Genomic DNA, 26,840 nt, shown 5'->3' with positions numbered 1-26,840 from the left:
AAAGCTTTAAGTAATCTTAAGTTTAGACGAATTATCGACGTTAATAATATATAATATAATCAGTAAATAAATGGAGGTGTTTTATGATTAATAATTCAGACATTTCAAAAGCTATGACTATTAAATTAGATGATATTCTGCCGGAATATCCCGTTTTTAAAGATGGAGTGAGAAGGGCTCCAAAAAGAGAGCTTACACTCAATCAAAGGGAAATCAAACTTGCATTAAAGAATGCCTTAAGGTATGTTCCTGAAAGTCTGCATGAAGAATTAGCACCGGAGTTTCTTGAAGAATTAATGACCATGGGAAGAATTTACGGCTACAGGTTCATGCCTAAGGAAAGAATTTACGGGAAACCTATCGATGAATATAAAGGAAACTGCATAGAAGGAAAAGCATTTCAGGTTATGATTGACAACAATTTAAACCATGATGTAGCATTATATCCCTATGAGCTTGTAACCTACGGTGAAACCGGACAGGTGTGCCAAAATTGGATGCAGTACAGGCTTATAAAAAAATATCTGGAGCAGCTGACAGATGAACAGACACTTGCTATTTTGTCCGGCCATCCACTGGGACTTTTTAAATCTCATAAAACAAGCCCTCGTGTTATTTTGTCCAACGGATTGATGATAGGGATGTTTGATAACCCGCATGATTGGGCGAAGGCGACTGCAATGGGATGTTCCAGCTATGGACAGATGACCGCAGGAGGATGGATGTACATAGGACCTCAGGGAATTGTTCACGGTACATTTAACACCTTGATAAATGCAGGAAGAAAAGAGCTTGGAATCCCTGATGACAAGGATTTGGCAGGACATTTGTTCATAACGTCCGGTCTTGGAGGAATGAGCGGTGCTCAACCTAAAGCAATTGAGATAGCAAACGGAGTGGGAATAATTGCGGAAGTTGATTATTCCAGAATTGAAACGAGGATAAATCAGGGGTGGGTTTCAAAGGCAACGGAAAGCTTGGAGGAAGCTTTTAAAACTGCGCAGGAATATATAGATAAAAAGCAAACCATATCAATAGCCTATCACGGAAATATAGTTGATTTGCTTGAATATGCAGTTGATAACAATATACATGTTGATTTACTGTCTGATCAGACTTCTTGTCACGTTCCATATGACGGAGGATACTGTCCTAAAGGACTGACATTTGAAGAAAGAACTGAGCTGCTAAACAGAGACCGGGATAAATTTGCCCAGCTTGTTGATAAATCTTTGGCAGAACATTTCAGAGCAGTTAAAACTCTTGTTGACAGAGGAACTTATTTCTTTGACTATGGCAATGCTTTCATGAAAGCGGTATTTGACTCTGGAATAAAGGAAATATCAAAAAACGGTGTTGATACAAGTGAAGGATTTATATTCCCATCTTATGTTGAGGATATAATGGGTCCGATGTTGTTTGACTATGGATACGGCCCCTTCAGATGGGTATGCTTAAGCGGTAAACCTGAGGATCTCAGGAAAACAGATCATGCGGCCATGTCTGTGATAAACCCTGATAGAAGAGGGCAGGACAGGGATAATTATATATGGATTCGTGATGCTGAGAAAAATAAGTTGGTAGTCGGAACACAGGCCAGGATTTTATACCAGGATGCTCTGGGAAGAAGAGATATAGCATTAAAATTCAATGAAATGGTGAGAAATGGTGAGATAGGTCCTGTTATGCTTGGAAGAGATCACCACGATACAGGAGGTACGGATTCTCCTTACAGAGAGACGTCGAATATTTATGACGGAAGCAATGTTACGGCAGACATGGCTGTTCACTGCTTTGCAGGAAATGCGGCCAGAGGAATGAGTCTTGTTGCTCTGCACAACGGCGGCGGTGTAGGAATAAGCAAATCCATAAACGGAGGATTTGGAATGGTTCTGGACGGAAGCAAAAGAGTTGATGATATCCTTAAAAAGTCCATACCATGGGATACTATGGTAGGAGTGTCCAGAAGAAATTGGGCAAGAAACGATCATTCAATAGAAACATCAATGGAATATAACAATAAATTCGCGGGACAGGATCATATAACAATTCCTTACCTTGCAAATGATAAATTAATCGAAGAAACTGTTAAGAACTATAGCAAATAGTCGGAGGACATTCGGAGGACATATGAATAAAATTATAGAATGCGTTCCTAATTTTAGCGAAGGCAGAGATTTAAAAAAACTTGAAAAAATACTTGATGCTTTTAGAGGGAAGCAAGATGTTAAGCTTTTGGATTATTCAAGCGATGAGGATCATAACAGGACAGTGGTAACAATTGTTGGCGAGCCGGATGCGCTTAAATCAGCAGTAGTAGAAGCAATAGGGAAAGCAGTTGAACTTATTGACCTTACAAAACATGATGGACAGCATCCTCGAATGGGAGCAGTTGATGTAATACCGTTTATTCCTGTGAAAAACGCTACTGTAGAGGAAGCTGACGCACTTGCGAAAGATGTTGCAAAGGAAGCGTCAAAGCTTTACGGACTTCCCTTCTTTCTTTATGAAAAATCAGCAACAGCACCTCACAGAGAAAATTTGGCAAGTATAAGAAAAGGCCAGTTTGAGGGTATGAAGGAAAAAATGAAGGATGATATGTGGAAGCCTGATTTCGGTCCGGGAACCATACATCCAACTGCCGGTGTTACTGCTATAGGAGCTAGAATGCCACTAGTTGCGTACAATGTTAATCTTTCAACAAATAATCTGGACATTGCTACAAAAATTGCAAAACAGGTGAGACATATAAACGGAGGATTCAGATACGTAAAGGCTTTGGGCATAGAGCTTGAGGACAGGGGAATCGTGCAGGTGTCCATGAATCTGACGGACTACACAAAGACGTCAATTTACAGAGTGTTTGAAACTATTAAAATGGAGGCACAACGTTACGGAGTAAGTATTGTAGGAAGTGAAATTGTAGGATTGGTTCCAATGCAGGCACTTGTTGATACAGCGGATTACTATCTGCGTTTGGAAGGATTTAGTTTTGACCAGGTGCTTGAAACAAGGCTGTAGATTAATTTGAGCCGATGAATCTGTTCTTTGTGGGACAGATTCATTTGGCTATGACATAATACTAAGTATGAAAAGGAAGTGATTGAATGAGTAAATTAATAATTAAAAATGCTTCAGAGTTGGTTACATGCAAAGGGGAAGGGCCAAAACACGGCAAAGATATGTCTGAAATAGGAATGATTAAAAACGGATGCGTGGTCGTTAAAGATGGTCTAATTATTGATGTTGGTACAACAGAGGACATTATAGATAAATACATGCAAGATGAGTACAAAGTAATAGATGCATCAGGCAAAGCGGTGCTGCCGGGATTTATAGATTCTCATACCCATCTGGTGTTTGGCGGATATAGAGCTGATGAATTTTCATGGAGGCTGAGAGGGGACACCTATATGTCAATCATGGAACGCGGGGGCGGAATTACAAGCACGGTCAGAGCAACGAGAAACACATCTCTTGATGAATTTGTTGAATTAGGAATGAAGAGGCTGGATAAAATAATGGCCATGGGTGTAACAACAGTTGAAGGAAAAAGCGGATACGGACTTGACAGAGATACGGAAATGAGGCAGCTTGAGGCCGTAAAGAAACTTAATGAAATGCATCCTGTGGATATTGTATCTACTTTTTTGGGGCCACACAGTGTACTGCCTGAATACAAAGGCAAAGAAGATGAATTCATAGATTTCATGATTGAAGTTATGCAGTATGTTGCAGAAAATAATCTTGCTGAATTTGCGGATATTTTCTGTGAAAAAAATGTGTTCGACATTGAACAGTCAAAAAGGTTTTTATCAGAAGCTAAAAAAAGCGGACTTAATTTAAAAATCCATGCTGATGAAATATTTCAACTTGGCGGGACAGAACTTGCGGTAGAGCTTGGATGCACTTCTGCGGACCATTTGTTGCAGGCATCAGATGAGGGCATAAAAATGCTTTCCCAGTCAGATACCGTTGCAACGCTGCTTCCGGCGACTGCTTTCTGCCTTAATGAGGAGTATGCAAGAGCAAGAGACATGATAGATTCCGGCTGCGCCGTAGCTTTGGCTACAGATTTTAATCCTGGAAGCTGTTTTACAAATTCTATACCGCTTATTATAGCATTGGCTGCGATTCATATGAAGATGTCTGTTGAAGAAATAATAACCGCTCTAACAGTAAATGCTGCCTCTGCAGTGGGAAGAGGCCATGTGACAGGGAGCATAGAAGTTGGAAAGAAAGCGGATATAATAATTCTTGAATACCCTTCTATACATTTTCTTCCGTATCATGCAGGGGTAAACATAGTTGAAACAGTAATAAAAAACGGGAAGATCGTAAAGGAGAACTAGAATGAAAAATATGACACTGGAACAATTTGCGAATGTTGTTTCATCAAATGAGCCCGTTCCCGGAGGTGGAAGCGTTGCTGCCGTATGCGGAATGCTTAGTGCTGCTCTTTCGGAAATGGTTGCTAATCTTACAATAGGAAAGAAAAAATATGCTGAGCATGAAAAAGAAATGCTTGAAATAAAAGAAGAAGCTTCTCAACTTAAAAACAAGCTCATGGACTATATTGAAAAGGACAGCAATGCATACAACATGGTAATGGATGCTTACAGGCTTCCGAAGGAAACGCAGGAAGAGAAGGAAACCAGAAAGCTGGCAATAGAAGAAGGGTCAAAGCTTGCTGCAGCTATTCCACTTGAGGTTGCACATACATCATATGAAATTATGCATCTGGCGGAAGCGGTTGTGCTGAGAGGAAATTCAAATGCAGTAACGGATGCTCTTGTAGCTGCTATGCTCACAAGGACAGCTGTATTATCTGCTCTGCTTAACGTAAGAGTAAATCTTAGCTCTATAAGTGACGAGGAATTTGCTGTTAGATATAAAGAGAAATCTGATTTGCTTGAAGCAAAGGTTTTAAATTATGAGAAAAAAATATTGGAATATTCTCCGTTTTAATGTATAATGTAGACGGTTGCTTTTATTATCTTTGAGTGGGGTTACTGTATGGAGAAAAAAGGAATAGGAAAAATTGCACTGCTTCTCGCTTTAGGTGACGACACAGAAGAGTTAAAATCATATTATGAAAATAAAAACTACATAATATACAAAGGGCAGGCAGGCTCCATGGACGCGAAAAAAATAGTTGCAGCAATAGAGACCGCGGCTACTCGCGAAGACTTGATAAGGGAAAACTATCATGAGGAGCATGCTTTGTATCATGCGATTATAGAGGCTCTGAGCGGATTTTGCAGAGGTCAGGTAATGCTCGGAGAGGTATTAAGAAGTGCTGGACTGACATTTGTAATTGTACGTGGACTTCTTGCGGAGGACGAACCTACCAGCGGGAATTGGATTTCTGTTGTTCTTTACGGACATATAGGTTCACCAAGGCGAGGATTTGAGCATGAAGCAATCGGTATGGGAATACAGCCGATATAGTGAGGTAGAAATGAATACAGCTTATTTAAGAACATTTATCGAAGTTATTAATCTGAAAAACATATCAAAGGCTGCTGAAAAATTGTTTGTAACTCAGCCTGCTGTGTCGAAGCAGCTTCAATTGCTTGAAAAGGATTTTGGGGCCGAATTGTTTAAGAAAAATGGAAGAGAAATAATTCCTACGGAAGACGGCTATATTTTGTATAAGTTTGCTAAAAATGTGCTGAACGAGGAGAACAAAATATATTCACAGCTGAGAAGAGATGATAACAAGCTTAGCGGAAAACTGGAGATATATACAAGTTCAATGCCGGCTGAGTACTACATACATGATTTAATAGTAGAATTCAGCAAAATGTATCCGGAAGTTACTTATTCTATTATGAAAGTAGACTCCAGCAAGGTATTTAAGAATATAGAGGAAGGCTTTACAAGCTTTGGTTTTACTGGAACACCTCCGAAATCAAGAAAGATTAAAAACATATGCATTGCTGAAGATGAGATAGTGATTGTGGCTCCTTCCGAAAAAAAGGATGAATTTAACGGAGATAAGTTAAATGTCAAGGATATTGTAAACCAGAAATTTATATTAAGAGAAAACGGTTCTGCAACTTTGCAGGTTTTTGAAAAATTTTTAAGAAAAAATCATATTAAGCTTAGTGAGCTGAATGTGGTAATTCAGACCGAGGACAATGAAATGATAAAAAAATTTCTTGCTGAAAATCTGGGTATAGCCATTCTACCTAAAAAAACCGTTGAAAACGAAGTTAAAGAAGGAAAAATGTTTATTTTGAATCTGGGCGACGTAAAGCTCAAAAGAAAACTTTACTATATCTATGAGCAGGATAGATATTTTTCCAAGATAGAAAACAAATTTAAGGAATTTATGATTAATAAGCACATGTGTCAATAAAATATGAAACAGGTCTGGATTCCAGACCTGTTTTTGACATTAGCAGTCGCTTTCGCACCAGCTGAATAAAATTACTAACAATAAGAAGAAAAATAGTAAATTTGTTCCGCTTTCTCCGCAAACATTATTTCCGCAAAATCCCATAATTAACCTCCTTAAAGTATTGTTTACGATATTATATGTTTACGCATTAAGACGGTTACTGGGTTTTTCAAAAATTAAGCTGCTTAATCTTTTATTTACAATGCTGTAATCCAAGTTGGCAATGAACGCATCAATATATTCCGATCTATTTATTCCATAATCCATCATGTATGCATGCTCATATACATCCATTACGATAAGAGGTTCGGAGCAGAGGATAACACCTTCATCATGGGAATCCTGGCCGTAAATACAATATTCATCTCTAAACCGGTCGTAGCACAGCAAAACCCATCCGTGCATGGATAATCCGATACACTTGAATTTATCAATGAAATTTTCGTATGATCCGAAGATTTTATTGATAAGAGATTCAATTTGTCCGTACATTCTCGTGTTGCGACCTGTGAGATTCTCAAAGTATAATTCATGGAGCATGACTGCATCATAGCAAAAAGTTTTTGCTTTCTGATCTGACCTTACTTGACTGTAATTGGGACTGCATGTTGAATATGTTTTATCACTGCTGAGACTTTCCATAACCTTGTTTAAGCTGTCTACGTATCTTGTATATAAAACATAATGCTGACTTAACTGCATTGGTGAGAAGAATTTAACGTTAGAAAAATTATAGTGCTTTGCATTTATATAATTCATATACTTTACCTCCATACTATTTATATGTGAGCAATTGCAGGATATGATAAATGAAAATATTCCTTTACCCATTGAATATTAGTTGTTATAATTTAAATAATACATTTTCAATTTTCATTGTTTGAGAGGTTTTTGCAGTTAATTTGCAATTCGCTTCTTGTGTCATTGAAAAGATTAAATGTTAAAATAAAAAACATATAGGAGATGTCATGAAAAACAAAATTATGATACTGGACGGCAATAGTCTGCTTTTTAGAGCATTTTATGCTATGCCGCCTCTTAAAACAAAAAAAGGGCAATATACAAATGCGGTATATGGTTTTTTAAGCATGTTGTATAAGCTTTTAGATACATATTCTCCTGAATACATATGTGTTGCTTTCGATCCTAAAAAACCGTCCTTCAGACATGATCAGTACAAGGACTACAAGGCGAACAGGGCAAAAGCACCTAACGAATTAGTTGAGCAATTCCAGCTTATTAGAGACGTTCTTGATATACATAACATAAAATGTGTTGAAATTGAAGGATTTGAGGCGGATGATGTTGCCGGAACATTTGCTGGCGCCGCTGAAAAGCAAGGGGCTGAAGTATACCTTGTTACCAGTGACAAGGACTACTTGCAGCTTATTGATGAAAATACAAAGGTAATTTTGACAAAAAAGGGAGTTACAAATACAGAGGAAATGAGCTTGCAGTCAATGGAGGACACATACGGTATAACGCCTGAGCAGTTTATTGATTTAAAGGCATTGATGGGAGACTCATCCGATAATATACCAGGTGTCGGCGGTGTGGGAGAAAAAACTGCGTTGAAGCTTATACGTGAATACGGAAGCCTCGACGGCGTGTATGAAAATATAGAAAACATTAAGGGCAAGCTTAAAGAAAAACTTGAAACTGACAAGATGCAGGCATATATGAGCCAGACTCTTGCGAGAATTATAATAGACATACCTGTGGATTTTAATTTGGATGAATATAAAATTCAGGAAGCAGATTCACAGAAGCTGTTAGATATGTATGACGAGCTTGAGTTCAGAACCTTAAAAAAAAGAATCTCAGCGGAAAATACGCAAAAGAAAGCTCAGATGTCAATGTTTGACTCAGAATTTAAAAAGTCCGATGAAATGCAAGTAAAAAAAGTCTCTGTTATTTATATTGATAAGCCGGAAGATGTTAAGGATGTCGCAGAAAATATTGCAAAAAGCGGAAAACTTGTCTTAAAGTTTCTTATGGACTCTGACAGAGCTCTTTACGGAAAAGCCATTGCTGTTGGAATATCAGATGGAAGAGATATATACTACATAGATTTGTATAAGGCAGATGAAACAACAGTTATAGAAGCCTTAAGAGATGTTTTTGAGCGGGATGATATCCAGATAAGCGGCCACAGCATTAAAAATGAAGTTATATACCTGATGAAGAAAAATATTGAGCTTAACAGCATATCATTTGATTCTGAAATAGGAAAATATCTTCTCGATCCGTCGGAAAGTTCTTATTCCATAGATAAAATTGCATATGAATACTTAAATGATGAAATACCCTCTGAGAATGATATTCTTGGCACAGGTAAAAAAAGACTATCATTTGGTGAACTTGATTTGGAAGAAAGGAAAAATTATATATGCAATTATCTGAAGACTGTGCAGGGAGCAGAAAAGTACATTATAGAAGAAATCAAGAGTTTGGAAATGTTAGATCTTTATAATATTATTGAGCTTCCTTTGATTGAAGTGTTGGCATATATGGAGTTTGTCGGGTTTAAGGTAGACATGGATGTAATGGACAGTCTGGGTGCTCACTTTCAGGAAAAAATAAGTTTTCTAGAGAAAGAAATTTACGAGATGGCAGGAGAGAAATTTAATATTAATTCACCTAAGCAGCTTTCAGTTATATTGTTTGAAAAGCTGGGCCTGCCTGTAATAAAGAAAACTAAGACGGGAATATCCACAGATGCAGAGGTACTCGATAGGTTGAAATCGGAGCATGAAATTATTAATCTAATATTGGAATACAGATCCATGGTTAAACTTAATTCAACATATGTGGAGGGACTGAAAAATGTTGTTAGCAGTGAAACCGGAAGGGTGCATTCGTCATTTAACCAGACAATTACGGCTACAGGCAGAATTTCCAGCACAGAGCCAAACCTTCAGAATATACCTACAAGGACTCAGGAGGGCAGGGAGCTTAGGAAAGCTTTTGTGGCAGAAGACGGATATGTCCTTTGCGATGCGGATTATTCGCAGATAGAGTTGAGGGTGCTTGCCCATCTGGCAGATGAAAAAAATCTTATTGATGCATTCGCAAACAATGAGGACATACACACAAAGACCGCGTCCCAGGTTTTCCATGTTAGTATGGAAGATGTAACCTCCGAAATGAGAAGCAGGGCTAAGGCGGTAAACTTTGGCATAGTCTACGGTATAAGTGATTACGGTCTGAGCAGGGATTTAAGCATTCCAAGAAAAGAAGCAAAGCAGTACATTGACAACTATCTCAAGTATTTCGGAAGTATCGACATGTATATGAAGCATATAGTGGAACAGGGCAAAGCCGACGGATATGTAACAACATATTTCGGCAGGAGAAGAAGTATACCGGAACTGGCATCAAGAAACTTCAATATACGATCGTTTGGGGAAAGAATTGCACTTAACACACCTGTTCAGGGAACCGCTGCAGATATAATCAAGTGTGCCATGGTAGGAGTGTACAAGAGATTAAAGAAAAACAAAATGAAATCCAGGCTTATATTGCAGGTGCATGACGAACTCATTATCGAAGCATATGATTCAGAGCTGGAAGAAGTGAAAAAAATACTTAAAGAAGAAATGGAAAATGTAGTTGAAACATTCAAGGTAAGTCTTAAATCTGATGTAAATGTGGGAAGAAGCTGGTATGAAGCAAAATAATAAAAAAGTGATTGTCATAACAGGTGGAATTGGAACAGGAAAATCAACTGCCGTAAATATAATTAAAAAATTCGGTTTTTTGGTTCTGGATTCCGATAAAATTGTTCATGAGGGCTATAATAGAGGAAGAGCTCTTTATTATAAGGTAACCGAAGTATTCGGTAGCAAAATATTAGATGAGCATAATGCTATAAACAGGCAGGCTCTGGGTAGAATAGTATTTAATGATGAAAAAAAACTAACTATGTTAAATTCAATTGTGCATGAATATGTCATTGATATGCTTGCAAAGGGCGTTGAAGCTTCAGAAGATGAAGTAGTTTTTCTTGATATTCCTCTGATTTTGGAAAGTATCAGAACAAAGAAGGGATATGGCTTGAAATACGACGAAGTATGGCTCATATATGTAAATTCGGAAACACAGGCGGCTCGATTGAAACAAAGAGCAATAAAAGAAAATAAAAATCCTGAGGATGTATTAAATATAATAAATAAACAAATACCTATAGATGATAAGGTATCTATGGTTGATGAAGTCATAATCAATGATGGTACAATTGAGGAGCTTGAAGGAAAAATTACTGAGCTTTTTAAAATAAAAGGATTAAGTAGGTGAGTTATGGCAAGAAGGCGAAGTATGTACGCAAGAAGAAGGAAGATTAATTACGGGCGCATTCTGCTGCTGGTATTGGTGCTTGCAGCGATTGTGGTCCTTGTATCGTTCCTATTCAGGAAGAATGATTATATGACTGTGATTGATGAGGCTCTCGACTCTGGTACAGCTAAAATAACAGGTACGGTAAACCATGTTTCGGATGTGGATATAACCGTATATTCAAATGAAGGAATAAGATATGCAAACCAACATGAAGGCATAAAGAAGCTTGACAGCTTTGACGGAACCATTTCGGATGATTCAGAGAAAACAGAAAGAGTAAGGATGCTGTTTGAAAGTCTGCTTAAATTAAATCAAACATCAGGAACAGAAGATCTTCCGCTGACAGATGATGGCTATTACTGGATAGATGCAGATTTTTCGGTCGGGGAAAAAAGCCTGTTTGGAGGCAATGATGTATACAATTTTGATTTGTACTATGATATAGAAAGCAAGGTTGTATATGTAAAAGAAAAGTATTATTCAGAATTCAGTAAAAAAAATAATAAGCAGAAACTTATAGGCTACCAGGCAGATGATGAATTTGTAAGAATGATAGAAGAATTGACAAAATAAAATCCATCCCGGCGGAATATTCCGCCGGGATGTCCATATGGAACATCTCCGTTGGACAGAACCCCCACCGTACTTGGTGGGGGTTGTTGTTTTGTTTATTTAATTACTTCATATGTACCGCGAACCATAAATATTGCATAGCTGTCCGTATAGGCACCTCTTCCATCATCTCTTGGGATTATAAAAAGATTATTTGGCACAAGGTCCATACCTGATACAAAATCCTTGCCCAGAGTTACATTTGTTATTCCGCCAAGTTCGCTTCCAATAACGGTTGCTTCACCGCCTCTTAAAATGATTTCCGAACCTGCTCCTGCTATAAGCTTTTCACCTTCATTGATTTCTACGATTTCTAATGTTGAAGATCCACCTGTTTCCGTAGATCCAGAACCTTCACTTAATGCTTCAACCTGTTCTTTTATTTCATCAATATCCTCAAGCCTGTATTTTTCTATCAGATCTTCCAGACGATCGTTCAGATAGCTCAATACAACAATTGGATCATTTGTGTCACCCGGTGCTGCAAATATTACCGTGGTGAGAGCAAATGTAAGTATTAGCACTGTAATAAGGATTTTTTTCAAATTAACAACTCCCTTAATAATATTCTGTTCACTTTGCCGTATTGATATTTTATATTAAATTAGTAAATAATTCAACAAAAATTGACAGAAGCTGAATAATTCAATTTAGCGTAAAATCTACGAGAGAATGCATTTACCGCAATAAACATGCAACAAATGATTGAATTTGATAAATCTAAATGATATAATTGCAAAAGAATAAAAAACTGATGAAGAAGGTTAAAATATGAAGAAATTATGTATGACAGTAAATAAAATGTTTAAGCTGCCTGTACATCCCTTCAACCTTAACAATGAGGGCAAAAAAACATATGCTGAATGGCAATATGAAAAAGGCATTGATACAATTAAATTTTACTTGAAACACACAAGTGTTGATGAAATGTTTAAGGATAAAGTTGTCCTTGATATAGGCTGCGGTGCAGGGGGCAAGACTGTGTATTACGCATCAAGGGGAGTAAAGAAAATAGTAGGAGTTGAAATACTGGGAAAATATAAAGAGGAAGCTGAGGGACTGGCAAAGAAATACGGCATGGAAGATAAGTTCCAATTTGTAAGTGCTGATGCGTCTAAAACTCCTTTTGAGGATGAGACGTTTGATACCATAATAATGAATGATGCCATGGAGCATGTGGATGAACCTGAGAAGGTCCTTGATGAATGCTACAGAATATTAAAAAAGAACGGTAGGCTGTATTTGAATTTTCCGCCGTACAATCATCCATATGGTGCGCATTTAAGTGATGCGATAGGAATGCCGTGGGTGCATGTTTTCTTCAGTGAAAAAACACTTATAGAAACGTACAAAGAGCTGGTAAAGGATTTGCCTGATGGCAGAGACAGAATTGAATTCAGAATCAGCAAAAAATCCGATGGAACTGAATATTTTTCTTACATAAATAAAATGACCATAAAAAGAGCCGATAATATATTGCAAAACAGCAAATTTAATATCGAGTATTATTCGGAAGAGCCCTTGAGGAACATATTTAAATATCCTGCAAAACTTCCAGGTTTAAAGGAATTTTTGGTAAAAATGGTGGTCTGCGTTTTAAGAAAGTAATTCATAAGAGAATCTCATTAGAGTATGAGATTATTATTTTCTATATAGGTATAATATTGCCAATTTTTTGTTAAATTAAAAAGGATATAAGGAGATAAAATGAGGTTAAATAAAGTTGATAAATGGATTCTTCTGTTGATTTGTTTTTCACTGTTGGTAGCGGTTTTTACAATGTACCAGAGGATGGAAATTGAAAAACAATATAACACTGCGGAAATCATGCTTGATTATAATGAAATGGAAAAATTCGCTAATAGCTCGGAGAATTCTTTAAGCTATTGGCTTAAAGAATTCAAGGAATATGGAGCACAGTCTGTTGCAATACCGGAAGAAACATTAAAGCGATTGATGGAACAGGGAAAACCCCTTAGAGCAGAAATGGTATCAGAGCTCATTAAAAACTATAACTGGCAGGATGATTATGATGCCGAGATTGTTTCATTGATTGAAGAAAAGGAAATCGGCTCAAATGATGTAATCGTAACAACAGAAGATGAAGAATTATACAACTACATCATATTCGGGCTGACAGAAAGATACAGTAAGGAATTTTTTGATACATACACACTGGACAATGTTTATTATATATTGCTGAAGGGTACAAATGATGATGTATATTATGGTCAGACTGAAAGGGTGACAAATCTCAAGGGTGACGGAGTATATGAGTCTAAAAGAGCTGTTGATTCAAGACTGATGAATATCGGTATCGGCTATGACGATGCTAAAATTAATCTGGCAAAGGATGCGGGACTCGATGCTATATTAAGACCTATCAACTTTCCTACATACAATGAAAAACTGACGGATGTATATAAATTAACCAATGAGAAATATGGATTAGAGCCCAGGATATATCTGGTTGGCAGCAAGGAAGTGCTGGGATATCCAGAAAACGAGGATAAGCTGCTTGAATACGTAAGGGAAAATAATATTGCCATAGGGCTTATTGAGAGTTCAACGCAAAGAGAGCATCTCGAGAGCGAGGGTTTGAATAAACTGGTTGAGGATTCGGGATATAGTGCTCTCAGAGTTTTCACCATGTGGGATTACATAAGAGAGAGAAACAAGTACTATAATTACGAAGGTGCTGAAGAAATTGAAAATACAATGTTTAGGGCGATTACCGAGCGAAATATAAGAGTTATATATTTTAAGCCATTCTTTGAAGAACAAAAAAGCACAAAATACTTAACTGACGAGCAGGAATATAAAAGAACATTTGAAAGCCTTGAGGAAAGGCTTAACGAGCATGGTATAAGTCTTGGAAGAGCTGAAGCCATCAAAGAATTTCACATAGGATCAAAAAGATTGGCTGTATTGTCTTTCGGCATAGCACTGGCTTCGGTATTCTTATTTATCAAAATGTTTAACATAAAGGATAAAAGAGCAGGTTTCCTTTATTTGTTCAGTGTGCCTGCAGCTTTTGCACCATTAGTAATGAGAAGCTTATCTGAAAAAGGCTTTTCATTTGCTGCTGCAGTTGTTTTTTCATCACTGGGTATATATTTCTTTATGATGCAGATAAAGAAAATATACGATTCATCCGAAAAATATTCATTAATTAAAACAATGTCTTATTCAACTGTAATACTGGCGGGAGCTATAGTTATATCGCTGGCAGGGGCAGCATTTGTGGATGCAATGCTCGCTGATGTAAGGTACTTTCTTGAAATGGATATTTTCAGGGGTGTAAAATTTGCTCAGATACTGCCTTTCGGAGTATTTTTGATTATGTTTTTGATATACTTTATGAACAGGGAAGCAGATAACCCTGTAAAGGGTGCTGTAAATACTGCAATAAAGTTTCTGAATTTAAGGATAAAAATTTATTATGGAATAATTGTTGCGATTATCGGCGCCATTGCCTATGTGTACATTTCCAGAACGGGACATGAATCGAATCTTCAGCCTTCAAACATAGAAATGATTACAAGGAATTTCATGGAATATGTATTGCTGGCACGACCCAGAACAAAAGAATTTTTGTTTGCGTTTCCTGCTGTTTTCGCAGCTGTGTATGCCGCAAGCAAAAAATCAGAGTTTTTTACGGGTATATTCATGCTTGCAGCTGCAATCGGAACATCTTCCGTCATAAACACTTTTTCCCATTTGAGAACACCGATATACCTTTCTTTGGCAAGAACAGTTATCGCTTTGGGGTTTGGAATTGTAATTGGATGTATTGCTGTTATTATAATGGATTTACTATATAAAATATATGCTGTGTTGCAGGAGAGGCTGAAGTGAAAAAAATATTGTTGGCGGGATACTATGGGTTTGGAAATTTAGGGGACGAAGCAATATTGGAGATGGCAATTAAACAAATGCTTGAAATTACGGATATAGAAAATATTACGGTTTTATCCGGCAATAAGGAAAGAACAAGAGAAAAATACAATGTAAGTACAATTGACAGATACAATGTGTTTTCAATTGTGTTCAATCTTGTGAAGTCGGATGCTCTAGTATTTGGAGGCGGAAGCCTTCTTCAGGATATAACAAGCAAGAGAAGCATATATTACTATCTTTTTTTAATCAGGCTTGCAAAGTTGATGAATAACAAGGTAATAATGCTCAGCCAGGGTATAGGTCCAATAATAAACGAAAACAGCAAAAAAGCCCTGAAAGATACACTGCCGCTTATAGATTACATGACTGTAAGAGATAAGCACTCCAAGGAATTTCTTGAAGGGATCGGTATGGATAAAAATAAAGTATTTCTGTCAACCGATCCGGTAATTAATTTGAGAGCAGGAGAAAAATACAAGTCAAAAGGCCGCGGTAAAAAAAAGGTCTGTTTTTCGCTGAGAAATTGGAAGAATGCTGATGTAAGCAAAAAAATAAGCATACTAACGGAAAAGCTGGTTGAAAACGGCATAGAGTGCTATTTTATTCCTTTTTATTACAATGAGGATACGGAACTGATAGATCAGGTTGAAAAAAGCATCGGAGACAAAGCTGTTTATTACAAGGAGAGGCTTACAACAAGCCAGGCGTTTGATATAATAAGAGATATGGATGTGCTTGTGGGAGTGAGGCTGCATTCTCTAATATTTGCGGCAGCCGCAAATGTACCTTTTGTGGCGGTTTCATATGATCATAAAGTTGACCACTTTGCAAACAGTGTAAATATGAAAGTTGCATGTGTGATTGACAATATAGATGTGGATTTGCTCTTTGACGAAATAATGAAAAAAATCAGCAATGAATCCGAGGAAAAGAAGAAGCTTGAAGAAAGTGTAGAGGAATTGAGAGAGATGACAAAGATTAATTATAAAATACTGAAGGAAATATAAATATGAATAAACTAAGTATAATGGGTGTCAGAATCGACAATAAGAGCATGGACGAAGCTGTGGACATGGTAAAAAAGAAAATTGCCGATAATGAACGATATATAATATATACTCCAAATACCGAAATTGTTATGATGTGTCAGAAAGATGATGAATTCATGGAGCTGATGAACAAATCGGATATAAATATTCCCGACGGTGTAGGTTTGATATATGCTTCTAAAATCAAGAAACATCCATTGAAAGAAAAAGTTGCGGGCTTCGATTTATCTGTTAATCTGCTGAAGCTGGCCGATGAACAGGGATTAAAGCTTTATGTTGTGGGGGGCAAGCCCGGCGTAGCTAAAACCGCAATGGATAAAGTCCATGAAGAATATCCCGGAATAAAAATAATGGGAGCTCAGCACGGATACTTCAAGGGGTCACATCTAGGGAAGCAAGGACATGAGGAGGAAGTGAAGGTTATAGAAGATATAAACCGGGCAGAGCCTCACATTTTGTTTGTGGGATTTGGTGCTAAGAAGCAGGAACAGTGGATAGAATTTAACAGAGATAAAATTAATGCCAAAATAATTATAGGCAATGGTGGAACTCTGGACGGATTGGCCGGGCATGTGAAGAGAGCGCCTGAATTATTTATTAAACTTGGACTTGAATGGTTTTACAGGCTTATGAAGGAACCAAAAAGAATAAAAAGACAGATTTTATTACCGATTTTTGTGTTTAGAGTGCTTTTCGGCAATAAAGACGTAGTAAAAGTAATTGAATAAGGAGGCTGAACATTGAAATTATTTATTGATACGGCAAATGTTGAAGAAATAAAAAATGCAAATGAAATGGGAATTATTTGTGGGGTTACTACAAACCCGTCTTTAATTGCCAAGGAAGGAAAAATATTTGAGGATGTTGTAAAGGAAATAACTGGTATTGTAGACGGGCCAATAAGTGCAGAAGTTATAAGTGCTGACTGTGAAGGAATGATTAAAGAAGCTACAGAACTTTCGAGGATACATAAAAATATAATTATAAAAATACCGATGACGATTGAAGGGCTTAAAGCGGTTAAGATTCTAAAAAAAGAAAACATAAAAACAAATGTTACTCTTATATTTTCCGCATCTCAGGCTCTGATGGCGGCAAGGGCAGGAGCAACTTATGTTAGCCCATTTGTGGGAAGACTGGATGATGTAAGCAGCAGCGGGATGGAACTGATAAAGGATATAGTAACTATATTTAATAATTACGATATAGATACAGAGATAATAGCAGCTAGTATAAGACATCCAATGCATGTGACAGAGGCTGCGAAACTTGGTTGCCACATAGCAACTGTTCCGTACAAGGTGTTAATTCAAATGGCAGGGCATCCGCTGACAGATAAAGGAATAGATAGGTTTTTAAAGGATTGGGAATCAGTACCTAAGAGAAAATAAGGAGGATAAGATGAATCACGAAAAATTATGTGTCATAGCTAAAAATATGAGAAGCAATATTTTAACTATGATTCACGACGCAAAGTCGGGGCATCCGGGAGGTTCGCTTTCGGCAGTTGAAATAGTAACATATCTGTATTTTAATGAAATGAATATAGAAAATCCCGAGGATGAGAACAGAGACCGTTTTGTGCTGTCAAAGGGACATGGCGCTCCAGTTTTGTATTCAGCATTGATGGAGAAGGGATTTGTAGATAAATCCTTGATTGGAACGTTGAGAAAAATAAACTCTAAACTTCAGGGACACCCAGATATGAAAAAACTTCCCGGAGTGGAGGCATCCACTGGATCGCTGGGACAGGGACTGGCAATTGCAAATGGAATGGCACTTGCGTTTAAGCTTGATAAAAAGAAAAACAGAGTTTTTGCTCTTCTTGGAGACGGTGAACTGCAGGAAGGAATGGTATGGGAGGCTGCAATGCTTGCCGGACATTATAAACTGGATAACGTGACTGCTATAATAGACCACAATGGACTGCAAATAGATGGAAGAAATAATGATGTTATGAAAGTTGAACCTATTGATAAGAAATGGGAAGCTTTTGGATGGCACGTTATTAAAGCTGATGGAAATAACTTTGACTCATTGGAAAAGGCCTTTTCAGAAAGAAGAAGCATTACAGATAAGCCGACGGTAATTATTGCTGATACCGTAAAGGGAAAAGGCTGCTCATTTATGGAAGATAAAGCATCATGGCATGGCAAGGCTCCAAACGATGAAGAATATTCTATTGCCATGAATGAATTAGGGAGGTGCGAATAATGGCTAAGGCGACTAGAGAAGCATACGGTGAAGCATTAAAGAAACTGGCTGCCAATAATCCGGATGTTGTAGTGTTGGATGCTGACCTGTCTGGGTCAACAAAGACAGCTGAATTTAAAAAGGTGGCACCCGAAAGATTTTTTAACGTAGGCATAGCTGAACAGGATCTTATTGGAACGGCGGCCGGAATGGCAATAGCGGGTAAAATTCCTTTTGCCAGTTCTTTTGCAATGTTTGCTGCAGGAAGGGCGTTTGAAATAATAAGAAATACAGTTGCATATCCAAAGCTGAATGTTAAAATTGCTGCAACTCATGCGGGACTGACAGTTGGGGAAGACGGAGCATCACACCAAGCCATTGAAGATATAAGTTTGATGAGAAGCATACCGAATATGACGGTTATTAATCCGTCAGACAGCATTGAGGCGGAACAGGCTGTTTTAAAAGCGGCTGAAATGAAAGGCCCTGTATATATCAGACTGGGAAGAATGGCTGTTGATAATGTGTATGGACAGGATTACAAATTTGAATTGGGCAAGGGCGTAGAACTTAAAAAAGGAAATGATGTAACAATTATAGCTACCGGATTAATGGTTCAAGAAGCGTTAAAGGCTTCAGAGGAGCTTTCCGGAGAAGGAATAAATGCAAGAGTAATAAATATACACACAATAAAACCCATCGATGAGGAAATAATTATAAATGCTGCAAGAGAGACTAAGGCAATAGTTACAGCAGAGGAACACAGCATAATAGGCGGACTGGGAAGCGCGGTTTTAGAAGCTTTGTCCGATAAACATCCAGTACCTGTTAAAAGAATAGGTGTTCTGGATACATTCGGAGAGTCAGGGAAACCGGCTGACCTTCTTGAAAAGTATCATTTAACTGCTAAAGACATTCAGGAAGCCTGCAAGGAAGTAATAAAATTAAAAAACATTAAATAAATACACAATAAAAATCACGATCGCTTTAGCGGTCGTGATTTTAAAAATAATAAAAAAAATTAATAATTTGCAAAAATATTTCTTATTGTAAAATTATGATAAAAATAAGTTGTAATTGTAATAATTTTTTTTGAAATATATATTGACATTGTTGTAATGCCAAGGTATAATTATCGATTTGACAATTGTTTCTGTTTAGTGTATACTAAAGAGTAGGGAGGTAGTAGCATGTTTAAGTTAGGAGACAAAGTTGTATACCCAATGCATGGTGCCGGTGTTATTGAAACGATGGAACAAAAGGAAATACTCGGTGAAGTTAAAAAATACTATGTTCTTAAGATGCCTATTGGAGAAATGAAGCTCATGATACCTGTAGACAACGTAAACAATATCGGATTAAGAAATATTATAGATACAGAGGCAGTAGAAAAAGTCTATAAAATTTTAAAGCAAAGTGCCGAACTCAACGATTCAAACTGGAATAAAAGATACCGGGATAATATGGTTAAGATGAAGACAGGAGATATTTTCGAGGTCGCCAAGGTGGTAAGGGATTTGACCTTTCGGGACAGAGAGAAAGGGTTGTCAACAGGTGAGAAGAAAATGCTTGTAAGCGCAAAGCAGATGCTTGTAAGCGAAATAGCTCTTTCAACTAATACCGATGGCAAAAACATACAGGATTATTTGGATAATATCATTAATGAGGATGCGTTAAAGCAATAACATATGAGATAATGTGCTTTAGTGCATTTTCTTTTTGTCCTTAAAATTGTCCTTAAAATTAAGGTAAAATTAATAATAAATATATATAATTTGAAGAAAATAGTATAGCCAAATAACAAAAAATATGATACATTAAATAATGTAGCAATATATGGGTATACTGTAAAGGAGGTGATTACATGATAGATAAAATAATAAAGGCGGTTATTACTGTAATAGGAACATTACTAGGTGTTTTTACTGGGGTGCTTCTAAACCAAAACGGTCTTCTTAATTTTACGGAATTTCAAAATGTTTTAGTAATCATTGGTATCAGTTTAGTATTTGGAATTATATTTTTTCTTTTATCAACCAGAATCAAAAAAATTGGTCTCAAAGTAGTAGGAGCTTTTGAAACGGAGCTACTTAAATTTTCTACCATGGATATTATTTGGGGAGCTTTGGGGCTTATAGTGGGGTTTATTATTGCTTTCCTGATCAGTCAGCCATTTTCTGATATTAAGTATGTGGGCACAATTATTTCAATTTTGTCTTATTTAATATTTGGATATTTGGGAATCAAAATTTCCACAAGGAAAAAAGACGATGTAATATGGCCGCAAATAAACTTGAAAAAAACGGCTGTTTCAAAAAAACAGGATAGAAATTCAAAGAAAGAAACATATTTACCAAAAATACTTGATACTAGCGTGATTATAGACGGAAGAATTTCTGATATTTGCAAGACTGGGTTTATTGAAGGAACACTGGTTATACCTGAATTTGTTCTTAAGGAATTAAGACACATTGCTGATTCTTCAGACAGCCTCAAAAGAAACAGAGGAAGAAGAGGATTGGATATTTTAAATATTTTGCAAAAAGATGATGCAGTGCATGTTGTTATTGAATCAAAAGATTACGGAGATAATATAGAAGTTGATGTAAAGCTTTTGAAGCTTGCTAAAGAGCTTGGAGGCAAAGTCCTGACAAATGATTTTAACTTGAATAAGGTTGCTGAATTCCAGGGTGTTGAAGTTTTAAATATCAATGAGCTGGCTAATGCTGTTAAGCCTGTTGTTCTTCCCGGAGAAGAAATGACTGTAATGGTTGTCAAGGACGGTAAGGAATCAGGGCAGGGTCTGGCATACCTTGATGATGGAACAATGATTGTTGTGGAAGGCGGCAAAAAATGCATCGGAGATTCTGTTGTTGTAACAGTAACGAGCGTGCTTCAAACGGCAGCAGGAAGAATGATTTTTGCCAAGCTTAAAAATGTAATAAACAAAGCTGTATAGAGGAAACAATCCTGATACAGCGTGGATAAAATTAAAATGAAATATGAAAAAGATAGTTGGATATTATATTCAGCTATCTTCTTTTGTTATGCAAAAAAATATTCACAAACATTCTGGGTACAGACCTTAGAATGAAGCTTTAAAGATTATTTTTTTTGTAATTAAAATTATTTTTATATGGAATAACTTTTTATGATTGACATAACATCTACTGTGCGGTACAATGTAGTTAACTATTATGCGGTGCAAGGTAGGTGGAATACATGGTGGATAAATCGCAATTATTAAGAGGTACATTGGAAGGATGTATAGTGAAAATAATTGGTGATGAAGAAACATACGGGTATGAAATAATATCCCGCTTACAGGATTATGGTTTTGATGATGTAAGAGAAGGAACAACCTATCCTATTTTGGTAAGACTTGAGAGGAAAAAAATTATAACATCCAAATACAAAGAGTCACCTCTTGGTCCGAAAAGAAAATACTATTTCTTAACTGAAACAGGAGAAGAATTTTTAAATGAATTTCAATTGGTGTGGAATGATGTAAAAAAGTCCGTTGACAAAGTATTGAAAGGGGAATAATTATGTTTATGAATGAAATGATCTTACTTAAAAAAGAAAATGAAGCACAAATAAAAGCTTTAAGGGATGACGACGTCCAGACCATAAAGGATATTATGAAAGGTATGAGTATATTTAAGGTTAATTCTTATGATGCGCAAGTAATCAAAAGAGATTTGATAGGGATGGCGCAGGAATTTGAATTAAGAAACAAAACATTACATGATGCCATTGGGAGTGATGTAAAAGGATTTGCTCATGATATTATAAAAAACAGCGGAGGACCATGTAAGTATGAAATATTTTTAGGATTTCTATTAAAGTTGACAGGATATTTTTTTGCTTGGTTTTTAGTATTATCTTTTGGAGCCTATGGAGGAGAATTAGGTTGGAGAGTTAATCCAATAATATTTTTATTTTACTTTTCAGTCGTAATACTAAGTTTCATAACAGAAGGCTTGGTAGCACCTGTATTTAGTATGGAAAAAGGATTTAAGAAAGAATGCGGTTCAATAATTTCCATAGTGTTATTTTTAGTTGTAACAATTATATATTTTTTTCTATATGATAATCAGAACATAATGGAAATTAATGTAGGCTGTATAATGCTTGTATCAGGATTAGCCTATCTGATAGCAAAATATTTGAATTTTAAGAATATTCATAAATTAGCAATTAATAAAAAGAATTTTATACAAGATTTGAGTTGATTGGCTATTAAGTTAAAAAATTATAACGAGTTAAGTTATAGGAATGCAAACACTAAACATAATTTATGAATAAATATTGTAACTTTATAAACTATGGGTTATAATGGAAAAAATAGAAAGAAACAGTATGCGATGATTAATACACGTAAAAAATCAATTTTCTTTCTTTTATTAGCCGCAGTAATACTTGTTATAATATTGTTTAATGTTGTACTATATTTTAAACTGCTGTCTACTGATTATGAATATCGTTGGAGGTATAAGTCATGTGTTATGAAGATAAATTGAAAAATAAAATTGAAAATACTCTAAAACAATATGTAGCTGATTATTCAAAACTTAAAAATGTTCAAACTAAATGGGAAGAATCTCTTACTGCATATGCGGATGCAAATGATAAGATGTTTTACAAACTCAAGGATGTAGTCAGTTCTTATCACGCTCTGCCAAAAGACAGTTTAAAGGAAGCCCAAACAGTAGTCGCATATTTTATCCCCTTCCATGAGTCAATAGTTAAAAGCAACATAGATGGCAGGGAGTGCTCAAAGGAATGGGCAAGGGCATATTTAGAAACAAATCAGCTCATATTGGATGTAAATACATATATAAAGGACGTATTAGAAGAATCAGGCTATAAAGCAGTGATCACTCCTGCAACTCATAATTTTGACGAGGAAAAATTAATCAGTAGCTGGTCTCACAGGCATGTGGCATATATTGCCGGATTGGGAACCTTCGGGCTGAACAATATGCTCATAACTGAGAAAGGATGCTGTGGAAGAATCGGCAGTTTTATAACAGACGGAAAAATTGAGCCCACCAAAAGAACTGATAAAGAAAATTGCTTGTTTAAGCATAAAAGTATATGTAAGAAATGCGTTAAAAAATGTGTGAATGATGCCTTGAAGACAGATGAGTTTGACAGATTTAAATGCTTTGAAATGTGCCTTTACAACGATAAGCTTCATTCGGATGTTGAGGGGTTTACCGAGGTATGCGGGAAGTGTATGGTTAATATCCCATGTTCTTTTGTCAATCCTGTGAAATAATTATGTTGTGTCTATGACACATTAAAATATCAGTGGAGGTTAATATGGAAATTTCAGAACAAATTGCTAAACTGGAAAAAAACAGCCCAATGAGGTATCTTGATTACCAGCTCACATCATGGGGAAGGATGTACAGCGATATGGATAATAAAGAAAGTTATACATCTAATTATGCCGTTATTGATAAAAATGAAAATATTGATGACATTATTAAAGAAATAGAAGAATACTATAATTCAAAAAATATAATTCCTAAAATTTTTTACCGTCATGGTTCTTTGGAGCTAGATGTTTTAAGACCTTATTATGAAAAATATGGTTACTCAATAAGGGAATTTGATATAGATTTGATGATTTTAAATATGAATGATGCTATTAATAACAAAATTAAAGGATGTAAAATTAGACGGGTTGGACATGTTCTGGATGGAAAGGAATACAATCTGGTCCTAGAACAGGATGACGGCGAAACATACGGCATAAAACTTCTTAATAAACAAATAGCCGCAGGTAATAATATGTTTTTTGCTTATAATGAAGCATGCTGCCCTGTCAGCATGGCATTGGCTGAAAAATACAACAATACAGTCTACATATCAAACGTTTATACAACACCGTCAAACAGATGCCAAGGATATGGAATGGCAGTTATAGATGCTGTTATATCATATTACAAGGATTCATTTATATATCTGCACACACATAACCCTGATGCAGCAAGCGTTTACAGAAAACTAGGATTTACCGGTGAAACATTTAAATCATGGTGGGCTGTTAAAGGTTCACTTCCAGAGTGGTGCCAATAATCAGTCCTCCGCTCAAAGGTCCGTCCCCAGAATGCCACCCAGAATGCCAAAAGGTCCGTCCCCAAAATGTCATTTTATTTTAAAAAAGTTCAAATTTTCTGCATGGTTTTTTAATGTATATAACTTCTGTAAGTGGTCAAAATATAAGAATAATTGTATTTATGATTTCAGGGCGGAGATTTCTATGGTTATAGTTGTTATAAGAGCAATAATTTTATACACAGTTTTGATGATATCCATGAGAATAATGGGAAAGGGAGAATTGGGAGAGCTTCAGCCTCACGATCTTGTAGTTTCTTTGATGCTTGCGGAGCTTGCCGTAATGCCCATGGAGGACTTAGGTGAGCCTCTGCTGCACGGATTTATTGCGACAGCAACAATAATGTTTCTTCAGTGTTTTATTTCCTATATAACTTTGAAAAATAATACAGCAAGGAAATTTATATGCGGAACACCAACAATAATAATTGACCACGGTAAATTTAATATAAAAGAAATGAATAAGCTTAGAATAAACATAAATGATGTATTGGGGCAGATGCGTCTAAAGGGATATAATAATGTTGAAGACGTGGACTATATTATAATGGAAACAAATGGGGAAATGAGCATTATTGCACCAGATGATCATCCAGGCAAGAAATGTATCAGAATTCCCATTGCGACTATACTGGACGGTGAAGTAATGCATGATAATTTTAAAAAATACAAGATTTCGTACAAAAGATTTGAAGAAGAGTTAAAAAAGAAAAAATTAAATCCAAATCAAGTATTGTATGGGTTTGTGGATGAAAATGACAGATTTGTTTTTCTTGAGAGGTAAGTTATGAGAATGGTTGTAATATCCTTGACGATCCTACTTGTGCTAATGGCTATATGGACTTGGGTGCATTTCACCTCAATAGATCCAATGACTGAATATTATCGAGAAGAATTAACCGGGTTAGGTGATTTAATAGATGCAGGGGATTGGGACAGTGTTGAGTCTAATATGGTCAATTATTATGAAGAATGGCAGGATACCAGAGAGCTGTGGATATATTTTGTCAACCAAGACGATATAGATAATATAGATGCATCTATGGAAAAACTGAAGTCATTTGTAGGAAATCGAGATAAAGTAATGGCTCAAGCAGAGCTTGAGCACTTAAAGGTATTGTTTGTTGTTATAAAAGAGAATGAATGTGTAACATTGGATAATATTTTTTAGTTATTTAATAGTATTAGAGAGCGTACCAATTTTTTCGATTGTACAATCAACGGTGTCACCTGCACTAAGGTATTTTGGAGGCTTAAAACCAGCTCCAACTCCTGCCGGAGTTCCTGTTAATATTATGTCGCCAGGATATAGAGTTATTCCTGCTGACAGGTCACTTATTATTTCAGGTATGTCAAATATAAGTTGATTTGTATTTGCGTTTTGTCTTAACTCACCGTTAACATAGCTTTTTATTTCCAGATTTGGCGGGAAAGGTATGCAGGATTTAGGCACTATGTACGGACCCATAGGGCAGTAAGTGTCGAGAGATTTTCCTTTGTGCCACTGCATGTGATCTTGCTGCATATCACGTGCTGATATGTCGTTAGCTATAGTGTAACCGAAAATCACGCTCTCGGCTTCTTCTCTGGAGACATCTTTGCATTCTTTGCCAATTATAACTGCAAGTTCAACTTCATAATCCAGCTCTTTAACAACTTCTGAATGAGCAATAACCTCATCATTGTGTCCAACTGCAGGATACGCAATCTTGCTGAAATATATAGGTTTCTTCGGAATATCAGAATTAACATTTCTAAGTCCTCCGACTTCGTTAACATGGTCTACATAGTTCTTACCGAGACAGAGTACATTTCTCCTTGGGTAAGGTATGGGTGCCATTATATTAACATCTTCAATTTTAAGATGGCTGTCTGACGAAGCTATTGCATCGTTTAGCTTAGCCGTATCCAGCTGGTCAAAAGTATCAATCAGGTTTAACATATTCGAGGGTACCGGAAAATTTAATTTTTTAAAAACAGCTTCAGCTGGAATGATTTCATTTCTGTTTTCACTTAAAAATCCAATATGCTCTTTGTTTTCATGAAAATAAGTTAGTATGTACATATGAACCTCCATAATTTTTATAATATAATATAATACTTTATCATAAATTTTTCAAGAGTTATTTACATATCTGCTAAATTCCTTGGATTTATGAATTTATTGCAGTATAAACTTTCATATGGTATAATGTTTACATTGAACTTTTAAT

Annotated in this window: 27 protein-coding genes; 24 read left to right on the top strand and 3 right to left on the bottom strand. The window is 36.2% G+C overall.

The features are described from left to right. Positions 1 to 86: 86 nt before the first annotated feature. From ACS3UD_RS08320 to ACS3UD_RS08295, 6 genes are all read left to right on the top strand, one after another. Entirely contained in the window at positions 87 to 2,108 is a 2,022-nt protein-coding gene (locus ACS3UD_RS08320; RefSeq protein WP_308140100.1) for a urocanate hydratase, read from the top strand. A 22-nt stretch (positions 2,109 to 2,130) separates the two neighbouring features. Next, positions 2,131 to 3,021, top strand: coding sequence for a glutamate formimidoyltransferase (gene ftcD, locus ACS3UD_RS08315; protein ID WP_308140066.1), 891 nt, complete (start codon positions 2,131 to 2,133; stop codon positions 3,019 to 3,021). A gap of 86 nt (positions 3,022 to 3,107) precedes the next feature. Continuing rightward, entirely contained in the window at positions 3,108 to 4,352 is a 1,245-nt protein-coding gene (gene hutI / locus ACS3UD_RS08310; protein ID WP_308140067.1) for an imidazolonepropionase, read from the top strand. 1 nt (position 4,353) lies between these two features. Further along, entirely contained in the window at positions 4,354 to 4,968 is a 615-nt protein-coding gene (locus tag ACS3UD_RS08305) for a cyclodeaminase/cyclohydrolase family protein (RefSeq protein ID WP_308140068.1), read from the top strand. Positions 4,969 to 5,016: 48 nt separating this feature from the next. After that, entirely contained in the window at positions 5,017 to 5,451 is a 435-nt protein-coding gene (locus ACS3UD_RS08300) for a HutP family protein (RefSeq protein ID WP_308140069.1), read from the top strand. Continuing rightward, a complete protein-coding gene (locus ACS3UD_RS08295; protein ID WP_308140070.1) occupies positions 5,417 to 6,364 on the top strand; it encodes a selenium metabolism-associated LysR family transcriptional regulator in 948 nt (315 codons plus the stop codon). Before ACS3UD_RS08300 ends, ACS3UD_RS08295 begins: the two co-directional genes overlap by 35 nt. Before the next feature lie 183 nt (positions 6,365 to 6,547). Here ACS3UD_RS08295 and ACS3UD_RS08290 read toward each other — a convergent pair whose 3' ends face one another. Next, complete coding sequence (locus ACS3UD_RS08290) at positions 6,548 to 7,165, bottom strand: superoxide dismutase (protein ID WP_308136926.1); 618 nt, start codon at positions 7,163 to 7,165, stop codon at positions 6,548 to 6,550. Between the two features lie 209 nt (positions 7,166 to 7,374). Between ACS3UD_RS08290 and polA the strand changes: the two genes are divergently transcribed. Genes polA through ACS3UD_RS08275 form a run of 3 tightly spaced genes read left to right on the top strand, consistent with a single transcriptional unit; the run spans position 7,375 to position 11,317 of the window. Next, on the top strand, positions 7,375 to 10,086 hold the full coding sequence (gene polA / locus ACS3UD_RS08285) for a DNA polymerase I (protein ID WP_308136927.1): 2,712 nt from the start codon (positions 7,375 to 7,377) through the stop codon (positions 10,084 to 10,086). Next, the gene (gene coaE, locus ACS3UD_RS08280; RefSeq protein WP_308136928.1) at positions 10,073 to 10,702 is read left to right on the top strand and encodes a dephospho-CoA kinase; all 630 of its coding nucleotides are present in this window, start codon (positions 10,073 to 10,075) and stop codon (positions 10,700 to 10,702) included. The genes polA and coaE overlap by 14 nt, the downstream gene beginning before the upstream one ends. Positions 10,703 to 10,705: 3 nt before the next feature. Then, on the top strand, positions 10,706 to 11,317 hold the full coding sequence (locus ACS3UD_RS08275) for a hypothetical protein (protein WP_308136929.1): 612 nt from the start codon (positions 10,706 to 10,708) through the stop codon (positions 11,315 to 11,317). Between the two features lie 95 nt (positions 11,318 to 11,412). On the opposite strand, the gene ACS3UD_RS08270 is transcribed toward ACS3UD_RS08275, so the two are convergent. Further along, on the bottom strand, positions 11,413 to 11,901 hold the full coding sequence (locus tag ACS3UD_RS08270) for a hypothetical protein (protein WP_308136930.1): 489 nt from the start codon (positions 11,899 to 11,901) through the stop codon (positions 11,413 to 11,415). Between the two features lie 226 nt (positions 11,902 to 12,127). Here ACS3UD_RS08270 and ACS3UD_RS08265 point away from each other — a divergent pair, with 226 nt between their 5' ends. From ACS3UD_RS08265 to ACS3UD_RS08195, 15 genes are all read left to right on the top strand, one after another. Continuing rightward, the gene (locus ACS3UD_RS08265) at positions 12,128 to 12,964 is read left to right on the top strand and encodes a class I SAM-dependent methyltransferase (RefSeq protein ID WP_308136931.1); all 837 of its coding nucleotides are present in this window, start codon (positions 12,128 to 12,130) and stop codon (positions 12,962 to 12,964) included. Between the two features lie 99 nt (positions 12,965 to 13,063). Beyond that, positions 13,064 to 15,214 (top strand): DUF5693 family protein, encoded by a 2,151-nt coding sequence (locus ACS3UD_RS08260; protein WP_308136932.1) that lies wholly within the window; start codon positions 13,064 to 13,066, stop codon positions 15,212 to 15,214. Beyond that, positions 15,211 to 16,263 (top strand): polysaccharide pyruvyl transferase CsaB, encoded by a 1,053-nt coding sequence (gene csaB / locus ACS3UD_RS08255; protein WP_308136933.1) that lies wholly within the window; start codon positions 15,211 to 15,213, stop codon positions 16,261 to 16,263. Before ACS3UD_RS08260 ends, csaB begins: the two co-directional genes overlap by 4 nt. A gap of 2 nt (positions 16,264 to 16,265) precedes the next feature. Further along, positions 16,266 to 17,033 carry a WecB/TagA/CpsF family glycosyltransferase gene (locus ACS3UD_RS08250; protein ID WP_308136934.1) on the top strand — a complete coding sequence of 256 codons (768 nt, stop codon included), beginning with the start codon at positions 16,266 to 16,268 and terminating at the stop codon, positions 17,031 to 17,033. 12 nt (positions 17,034 to 17,045) lie between these two features. Next, positions 17,046 to 17,696 (top strand): fructose-6-phosphate aldolase, encoded by a 651-nt coding sequence (gene fsa / locus ACS3UD_RS08245; RefSeq protein ID WP_308136935.1) that lies wholly within the window; start codon positions 17,046 to 17,048, stop codon positions 17,694 to 17,696. Positions 17,697 to 17,706: 10 nt separating this feature from the next. Next, positions 17,707 to 18,519, top strand: coding sequence for a transketolase (locus tag ACS3UD_RS08240; protein WP_308136936.1), 813 nt, complete (start codon positions 17,707 to 17,709; stop codon positions 18,517 to 18,519). Continuing rightward, positions 18,519 to 19,460 carry a transketolase family protein gene (locus ACS3UD_RS08235; protein WP_308136937.1) on the top strand — a complete coding sequence of 314 codons (942 nt, stop codon included), beginning with the start codon at positions 18,519 to 18,521 and terminating at the stop codon, positions 19,458 to 19,460. The genes ACS3UD_RS08240 and ACS3UD_RS08235 overlap by 1 nt, the downstream gene beginning before the upstream one ends. A 228-nt stretch (positions 19,461 to 19,688) precedes the next feature. After that, a complete protein-coding gene (locus ACS3UD_RS08230) occupies positions 19,689 to 20,183 on the top strand; it encodes a CarD family transcriptional regulator (RefSeq protein WP_308136938.1) in 495 nt (164 codons plus the stop codon). 179 nt (positions 20,184 to 20,362) lie between these two features. Further along, positions 20,363 to 21,457 carry a PIN/TRAM domain-containing protein gene (locus ACS3UD_RS08225; protein ID WP_308136939.1) on the top strand — a complete coding sequence of 365 codons (1,095 nt, stop codon included), beginning with the start codon at positions 20,363 to 20,365 and terminating at the stop codon, positions 21,455 to 21,457. Positions 21,458 to 21,720: 263 nt separating this feature from the next. Then, positions 21,721 to 22,044 (top strand): PadR family transcriptional regulator, encoded by a 324-nt coding sequence (locus ACS3UD_RS08220; RefSeq protein ID WP_308136940.1) that lies wholly within the window; start codon positions 21,721 to 21,723, stop codon positions 22,042 to 22,044. A gap of 8 nt (positions 22,045 to 22,052) precedes the next feature. Further along, a complete protein-coding gene (locus ACS3UD_RS08215) occupies positions 22,053 to 22,733 on the top strand; it encodes a hypothetical protein (RefSeq protein WP_440977752.1) in 681 nt (226 codons plus the stop codon). A 266-nt stretch (positions 22,734 to 22,999) separates the two neighbouring features. Then, a complete protein-coding gene (locus ACS3UD_RS08210; RefSeq protein ID WP_308136942.1) occupies positions 23,000 to 23,782 on the top strand; it encodes an epoxyqueuosine reductase in 783 nt (260 codons plus the stop codon). Positions 23,783 to 23,826: 44 nt separating this feature from the next. Further along, entirely contained in the window at positions 23,827 to 24,588 is a 762-nt protein-coding gene (locus ACS3UD_RS08205; protein ID WP_308136943.1) for a GNAT family N-acetyltransferase, read from the top strand. A 184-nt stretch (positions 24,589 to 24,772) separates the two neighbouring features. Further along, the gene (locus ACS3UD_RS08200) at positions 24,773 to 25,411 is read left to right on the top strand and encodes a DUF421 domain-containing protein (RefSeq protein ID WP_308136944.1); all 639 of its coding nucleotides are present in this window, start codon (positions 24,773 to 24,775) and stop codon (positions 25,409 to 25,411) included. A gap of 3 nt (positions 25,412 to 25,414) precedes the next feature. Then, positions 25,415 to 25,798, top strand: a complete 384-nt coding sequence (locus tag ACS3UD_RS08195; RefSeq protein WP_308136945.1) for a DUF4363 family protein — start codon at positions 25,415 to 25,417, stop codon at positions 25,796 to 25,798. Here the strand turns inward: ACS3UD_RS08195 and ACS3UD_RS08190 are convergent, their stop codons facing one another. Beyond that, positions 25,799 to 26,692 (bottom strand): fumarylacetoacetate hydrolase family protein, encoded by an 894-nt coding sequence (locus ACS3UD_RS08190; RefSeq protein ID WP_308136946.1) that lies wholly within the window; start codon positions 26,690 to 26,692, stop codon positions 25,799 to 25,801. Positions 26,693 to 26,840: the final 148 nt, after the last annotated feature.

Origin of the sequence: Sedimentibacter sp. LTW-03 (assembly GCF_052059825.1) — a bacterium.
In the GTDB taxonomy this organism is placed as follows: domain Bacteria; phylum Bacillota; class Clostridia; order Tissierellales; family Sedimentibacteraceae; genus Sedimentibacter.
This window is presented reverse-complemented; position numbering and strand designations above follow the sequence as displayed.

Excerpts from the sequence above, each read along its gene's own strand:
- ftcD (WP_308140066.1), top strand. The coding sequence starts at position 2,131 with ATGAATAAAATTATAGAATGCGTTCCTAATTTTAGCGAAGGCAGAGAT.
- ACS3UD_RS08305 (WP_308140068.1), top strand. The coding sequence starts at position 4,354 with ATGAAAAATATGACACTGGAACAATTTGCGAATGTTGTTTCATCAAAT.
- ACS3UD_RS08200 (WP_308136944.1), top strand. The coding sequence starts at position 24,773 with ATGGTTATAGTTGTTATAAGAGCAATAATTTTATACACAGTTTTGATG.
- ACS3UD_RS08205 (WP_308136943.1), top strand. The coding sequence starts at position 23,827 with ATGGAAATTTCAGAACAAATTGCTAAACTGGAAAAAAACAGCCCAATG.
- coaE (WP_308136928.1), top strand. The coding sequence starts at position 10,073 with ATGAAGCAAAATAATAAAAAAGTGATTGTCATAACAGGTGGAATTGGA.
- ACS3UD_RS08230 (WP_308136938.1), top strand. The coding sequence starts at position 19,689 with ATGTTTAAGTTAGGAGACAAAGTTGTATACCCAATGCATGGTGCCGGT.
- ACS3UD_RS08190 (WP_308136946.1), bottom strand. The coding sequence starts at position 26,692 with ATGTACATACTAACTTATTTTCATGAAAACAAAGAGCATATTGGATTT.
- ACS3UD_RS08300 (WP_308140069.1), top strand. The coding sequence starts at position 5,017 with ATGGAGAAAAAAGGAATAGGAAAAATTGCACTGCTTCTCGCTTTAGGT.
- ACS3UD_RS08290 (WP_308136926.1), bottom strand. The coding sequence starts at position 7,165 with ATGAATTATATAAATGCAAAGCACTATAATTTTTCTAACGTTAAATTC.
- polA (WP_308136927.1), top strand. The coding sequence starts at position 7,375 with ATGAAAAACAAAATTATGATACTGGACGGCAATAGTCTGCTTTTTAGA.
- ACS3UD_RS08265 (WP_308136931.1), top strand. The coding sequence starts at position 12,128 with ATGAAGAAATTATGTATGACAGTAAATAAAATGTTTAAGCTGCCTGTA.
- ACS3UD_RS08225 (WP_308136939.1), top strand. The coding sequence starts at position 20,363 with ATGATAGATAAAATAATAAAGGCGGTTATTACTGTAATAGGAACATTA.
- ACS3UD_RS08195 (WP_308136945.1), top strand. The coding sequence starts at position 25,415 with ATGAGAATGGTTGTAATATCCTTGACGATCCTACTTGTGCTAATGGCT.
- ACS3UD_RS08275 (WP_308136929.1), top strand. The coding sequence starts at position 10,706 with ATGGCAAGAAGGCGAAGTATGTACGCAAGAAGAAGGAAGATTAATTAC.
- ACS3UD_RS08240 (WP_308136936.1), top strand. The coding sequence starts at position 17,707 with ATGAATCACGAAAAATTATGTGTCATAGCTAAAAATATGAGAAGCAAT.
- ACS3UD_RS08220 (WP_308136940.1), top strand. The coding sequence starts at position 21,721 with ATGGTGGATAAATCGCAATTATTAAGAGGTACATTGGAAGGATGTATA.
- ACS3UD_RS08215 (WP_440977752.1), top strand. The coding sequence starts at position 22,053 with ATGAATGAAATGATCTTACTTAAAAAAGAAAATGAAGCACAAATAAAA.
- ACS3UD_RS08295 (WP_308140070.1), top strand. The coding sequence starts at position 5,417 with ATGAAGCAATCGGTATGGGAATACAGCCGATATAGTGAGGTAGAAATG.
- ACS3UD_RS08235 (WP_308136937.1), top strand. The coding sequence starts at position 18,519 with ATGGCTAAGGCGACTAGAGAAGCATACGGTGAAGCATTAAAGAAACTG.
- ACS3UD_RS08250 (WP_308136934.1), top strand. The coding sequence starts at position 16,266 with ATGAATAAACTAAGTATAATGGGTGTCAGAATCGACAATAAGAGCATG.
- ACS3UD_RS08210 (WP_308136942.1), top strand. The coding sequence starts at position 23,000 with ATGTGTTATGAAGATAAATTGAAAAATAAAATTGAAAATACTCTAAAA.
- ACS3UD_RS08260 (WP_308136932.1), top strand. The coding sequence starts at position 13,064 with ATGAGGTTAAATAAAGTTGATAAATGGATTCTTCTGTTGATTTGTTTT.
- hutI (WP_308140067.1), top strand. The coding sequence starts at position 3,108 with ATGAGTAAATTAATAATTAAAAATGCTTCAGAGTTGGTTACATGCAAA.